General features: G+C 71.7%; 4 protein-coding genes. All 4 read left to right on the plus strand.

Translation table 11 applies throughout. The features are described 5' to 3' along the window. Positions 1 to 258 carry a hypothetical protein gene (locus D6689_03035; GenBank protein ID RMH44188.1) on the plus strand — a complete coding sequence of 86 codons (258 nt, stop codon included), beginning with the start codon at positions 1 to 3 and terminating at the stop codon, positions 256 to 258. A gap of 83 nt (positions 259 to 341) precedes the next feature. Then, positions 342 to 1,514: an 8-amino-7-oxononanoate synthase gene (gene bioF / locus D6689_03040; GenBank protein ID RMH44189.1), complete on the plus strand. Its 1,173-nt coding sequence runs from the start codon at positions 342 to 344 to the stop codon at positions 1,512 to 1,514. Beyond that, on the plus strand, positions 1,511 to 2,785 hold the full coding sequence (gene bioA / locus D6689_03045) for an adenosylmethionine--8-amino-7-oxononanoate transaminase (GenBank protein RMH44190.1): 1,275 nt from the start codon (positions 1,511 to 1,513) through the stop codon (positions 2,783 to 2,785). The genes bioF and bioA overlap by 4 nt, the downstream gene beginning before the upstream one ends. Before the next feature lie 189 nt (positions 2,786 to 2,974). Then, the gene (gene bioD, locus D6689_03050; protein RMH44191.1) at positions 2,975 to 3,694 is read left to right on the plus strand and encodes a dethiobiotin synthase; all 720 of its coding nucleotides are present in this window, start codon (positions 2,975 to 2,977) and stop codon (positions 3,692 to 3,694) included. Positions 3,695 to 4,385: the final 691 nt, after the last annotated feature.

A 4,385-nucleotide genomic window follows, 5' to 3' on the forward strand; every position in this document is an offset into this window, starting at 1 on the left:
ATTCTGGCCAGGACGGTCGGGGTGGCGTCGGAGGGAGGCGACGGCGTGGTCGTGACGAGCGAGCGACAGCGCGCGCTGTTGCAGCGGGCCGCCGCGCGAGCGGACGCGGCATCGACCTTGGCGGCCGCGGGGGCGGCGCCGGAGCTTGTCGCGGTGGAGTTGCGGGATGCGGTGTCGGCGTTCGATGAGCTTCTCGGCGACCGGGTGGACGCGGACGTGTTGGACGTGCTGTTCGCGCGGTTTTGCATCGGCAAGTGAGCCGGTGCGGCGGTGAGGCGCGGACGGCATGCGGCGACGGAGAAGCGTTGCGCGTCCGATGGCGTGCCGCTAGGGTCGGGACGATGTCGCTGGCGTTCGTCGACGAGGAGCTCGCGAAACTCGAGCACGCGGGTCGTCTCCGCGTACTGCGGCACATCGACGGTACACAGGGACGCGAGGTGAGCGTCGATGGACGTCGCGCGATCAACTTTTCCGCGAACAACTATCTGGGGCTTGCGGGCGATGGGGAGGTGATGCGCGCGCTGGCACAGTGCGCGGACGAAGGGGCAGGGTCGGGGGGATCGCGGCTGATCGTGGGCAACCTGCTCGCCCACAGGGAGCTGGAAGCGGCGCTTGCGCGGTGGTACGGGGCGGAAGCGGCCGTGCTGTTCAACAGCGGATACCAGGCCAACGTGGGCGTGCTGCAGGCGCTGGCGGGTCGCGGCGACGCCGTGTTCTCCGACGAGTTGAATCACGCGAGTATCATCGACGGGTGCCGGTTGAGCCGAGCGGACGTACACGTGTACCCGCATCGCGATGTGGAGGCGCTCGAGCGCTCGCTTCGCCGGGTGCGGGCGCGGCGGCGGTTCGTCGTGACGGATGCGCTGTTTTCGATGGACGGGGATGTCGCCCCCGTGAGGGACCTCGCGGACGTGTGCGCCCGCCACGAGGCGGCCCTGATCGTGGACGAGGCGCACGCGGTCGGGGTGGTTGGGCCGGCCGGGCGCGGCGTCGCGGCGGCGGCCGGCGTGGTGCCGGACGTGGTGGTCGGCACGCTGGGCAAGGCGTTCGGCACGTTCGGGGCGTTCGCGCTCGCGCGGGCGGCGGTGGCGCGCTGGCTCGAAAACCGCGCCCGGAGTTTCGTGTTCACGACCGCGTTGCCGCCGCCGGTCGTCCGCGCGAGCGCACGCGCCCTCGCGGTGGTGGCCGGGCCGCGTGGAGACGGGCTACGGGCCGCATTGCAGAACAATATCGAAAGGTTACGAGGCCTGTTGGCCGACCGGGGGGTAGCAGTGGAACCTACCGAAATGACGCACATCGTGCCGTTCGTCGTGGGGGCGGAGGCGGATGCGATGCGAGCGGCGGCGCACTTGCTCGAGCGGGGGCTGTACGCGCAGGGGATTCGACCGCCGACCGTGCCGCCGGGTACGTCACGCCTCCGCATCGCGCTCATGGCGACGCACACTGAAGAGGACCTCGTGCGCCTGGCGGACGGCTTGGCCGACGTCGCGCGTTGGGTCGGAGGTGGCCGATGAGCGGCGAGCGCACGCGCGCTCTTCGCGCGCGGGACAAGCAGTTCGTGTGGCACCCGTTTACGCAGATGCAAGAGTGGAACGCCGGGGAGCCGCTGGTGATCGAGCGGGCCGAAGGCAACTGGCTCATCGACACGGACGGCCGGCGATACCTCGACGGGGTGTCCTCGTTGTGGGTGCTGGTGCACGGCCACGGGCGCCGCGAGATCCTCGACGCGATGCGGGAGCAGATGGAACGGGTGTGCCACTCGACCCTGCTGGGGTTGGCCAACGTGCCTTCGATCGAACTTGCGGAGGCGCTCGTCGAGATCGCACCGGTCGGCCTGACCAAGGTGTTCTATTCCGACTCGGGGTCGACCGCGGTCGAGATTGCGCTGAAAATGGCGTTTCAGTACTGGCGGCACGTCGGCCGGCCCGCCAAGCGCCGGTTTCTGTGCCTCGAAAACGGCTATCACGGGGACACGATCGGGGCCGTCTCGGTGGGCGGGATCCCGTTGTTCCACGGCGTTTTCGGGCCGCTGTTGTTTGACGCGATTCAGGTGCCGGCGAAGGATGACGCGGTGCGGCAAGCCGTGGCTCGCCACGCGGAGGAACTCGCCGCGGTCATCATCGAGCCGCTCGTACAGGGGGCCGGGGGCATGCTCGTGCAGCCGCCCGGATTCGTCCGGGCGGTGCGCGACGCGTGCTCCGAGCATGGGGTTCTGCTGATTGCCGACGAGGTGGCCACGGGTTTTGGCCGCACCGGGACGATGTTCGCGTGCGAACAGGAGGGGGTTTCACCGGACTTTTTGTGCGTCGCCAAGGGGCTCACCGGGGGATACGTGCCGCTGGCCGCGACGCTGACCACGGAACGGGTGTACAGTGCCTTCCTCGGCGACCGCCGCGAGGGCAAGCAGTTTTTTCACGGGCATACGTTCACCGGAAACCCGGTCGCATGCGCGGCTGCGCTCGCGTCGCTCCGCTTGTTCGAGACCGACCGCGTCCTGGAGCGCGTGCGACGACGCGCCGACCAGCTCGCACGTGGCCTGCGCGAGCGCATCGCGCCGCTGCCGGCCGTTCGGGAGGTCCGGCAAAAGGGGCTCATGGTCGGGATCGAGCTGGCAATACCGGGTGCCGCGTACGACGTGTGCCAGCGAGTGCGCGCGTACGGCGTGATCCTTCGGCCGTTGGGCGACGTCGTCGTGTGGATGCCGCCGCTGTCGATTGACGAGCGCGAGACCGAGTTGCTGGTCGATGCGACCGCGCGCGCGATCGAGGACTGCGGCGGCCGATGACGCGGCTCGCGATGGGCGACCGCGGGCGCTGCGCGGGAGCTGGACGCGGGCCGCGGTGTCGCGCGGAGGCGCGCCGGCGGTCCCGCGCGGAGGACGACGATCGCCGGGGGCAGTCGGCACGGCGATCGGAGCGTATGGAGTGAACGCATGGGGCGGCCAGACGGGGGCCAGCGCGCGGCTCGACGGCGGATGCACTGGTTCGTGACGGGGACGGACACCGGCGTCGGCAAGACGGACGTGTCGGTGGCGCTGCTTGGGCACGCACGGTCGCGGGGTTGGCGAACGGCGGGGATGAAGCCGGTGGAGACGGGGTGTGCGTGGGACGGAGCGACCTGGCGGGGGGCGGACGCGGAACGCTTGGCCGATGCGGCCACCGAGCGGCTGCCGATGGAGGTCGTCTGCCCGTTCCGGTTTGCGCTGCCCGCTGCGCCATCGGTCGCTGCGCGGTCGAGGGACGGGACCTGGGCGGGGCTCGATGGCGAGACCGAGGTCGAAGGGGCGAGCGCGATGGCGCGGGGGGTGTCGGTCGAGGGCATTCGGCGCGCGTTCGAGGCGATCGCGGCGACGGGCGCGGACGTCGTGTTGGTCGAGGGGGCGGGAGGGCTCCGGGTCCCCGTCACCGAGGAGCACGACATGGCGGACCTCGCTCTTGCGCTCGGGCTGCCCGTTTTGGTGGTCGCACGCGATGGGTTGGGGACGATCAATCACACGGCGCTCACGGTGGATGCGGCGCGGGCGCGGGGGCTCGAGCTCGCGGGCGTCGTGCTCAACGGCGTGCTGCCCGGGACCGACCCGTTGGCAGTGGACAGTAACGCGGCCGAAATCGAGCGTCTGACGGGCTGTCCCGTACTCGGGATTCGATCGCACGGCGGGGCGTGGCGGCGCCCCTTTCGCTGGCCACAGGAATAGGCGGCTGTTGCGCAGAGGCGCCGGCTCCGGTCGCGATCGGCGGGCGATAGTCGGCGGACGCCCTCGCGCCCTGCCGTGCCGCCCGTGGACACGCGCCGGCGTGGGCTGCGGGCGCGCGCCGAACCTCGCCTCGCGACCTCGCTGGCGCGCCGATACGCAACAGCCACCGATGGGCAGGGCCACCGGCTGCGCTCCGGGTGGCGGACGGTTGCCGGCCGACGTCGTCGTGGGGCGTCGACCTGCTTCGCCGGTGAGCGACCGGGGTCTGTCGCGGTCTCGACTCCGGGAGACCGTTCCGCGAGCGCGGTGGGCGGCGCCGCGAGGGACGACACGTGACTTGGCGCTCGCTGCGTTATGCCTGCGCGCCGGCGGTGACAGGGAGGAGCGTGCCGGACGGGCAGACGCCGGGCGGTCGGGGGGCGGCGCCGGTGGACGTTGTCGTCGAAGGGGATCGGGTTGCGGGCCGGACGCGGCGTACGTCGCGGGCGGGGGCAGTCGGCGCGCGAACGTGGGCGGACACGGACACGATCCAGGGCGGAGGGCGGCGCGGTGGGAGGTTCGCCGGAGCGGAGTACAAAGCGGGTGCCGGGTAGCGTTCCACGTGGAACGCGGCGCGCGCGGGCACGGCGCGCCCCACGGCGCATAACGCGGGTGCCGGGTAGCGTTTCACGTGGAACGCGGCGCGCGGGGG

It is taken from the genome of Deltaproteobacteria bacterium (assembly GCA_003696105.1).
Classification (GTDB): domain Bacteria; phylum Myxococcota_A; class Polyangia; order Haliangiales; family J016; genus J016.